The organism is Cellulomonas biazotea (assembly GCF_004306155.1).
Lineage (GTDB): Bacteria > Actinomycetota > Actinomycetes > Actinomycetales > Cellulomonadaceae > Cellulomonas > Cellulomonas biazotea.
Genome location: NZ_BIMR01000345.1, coordinates 1 through 548 on the forward strand (window position 1 = coordinate 1; position 548 = coordinate 548).

At 75.4% G+C, this 548-nt stretch carries 1 protein-coding gene; it reads right to left on the reverse strand.

Translation table 11 applies throughout. From position 1 onward, the window contains the following. Positions 1–143: 143 nt before the first annotated feature. A complete protein-coding gene (locus CBZ_RS18270) occupies positions 144–416 on the reverse strand; it encodes a hypothetical protein (RefSeq protein ID WP_130782894.1) in 273 nt (90 codons plus the stop codon). Between the last annotated feature and the right edge of the window lie 132 nt (positions 417–548).

Here is a 548-nt window from a genome sequence, read left to right on the forward strand (position 1 = left end):
TAGATCAGGTTCGACGGGTGTGATCTCAGCCCCTCGCCCGGTGGGCGGTGCGGGGCACCCCGTGTCAGTGGTCGTCAGGCTAGCAGGCGTGCCGACGGCCCGTCGGCCCACCGCTCATCAGGTGGACCGGACGGGCCGGGATGTCAGTGGCTCGTGCGCGGGCTCGGCGTCACGAGCGAGGACCACCAGGCCGACGCCGGGCGCTGGTGCCCCGCCCGGTGGTCGGACCACTGCAGGTCCTCGTCCGGGTCGACCCACCCCGCGACGGCCGGCACGGCCAGCAGCGGCGGTGCGTCGACGGCGCCCGGCGTGTGGCGGCGGGGGCGCGGTGCGGGGACGTCGGTGGCGCGCCACGGGGTCGGCCCCGAGGTGGCCCGTGGCAGGAAGCGTCGGTCGGTGCGCGACTGATCGGCCATGGGTCCAGAGTCGCGCGCCAGGCGAACCCGGCACATAGGACGAAAGGTCCAGATCTCCGATCTCACCCGCGCCCATGTGCGGGCTCGCGCACGACGGGACGGCCCGCCCGACCACCGTGCGGTGGTCGGGCG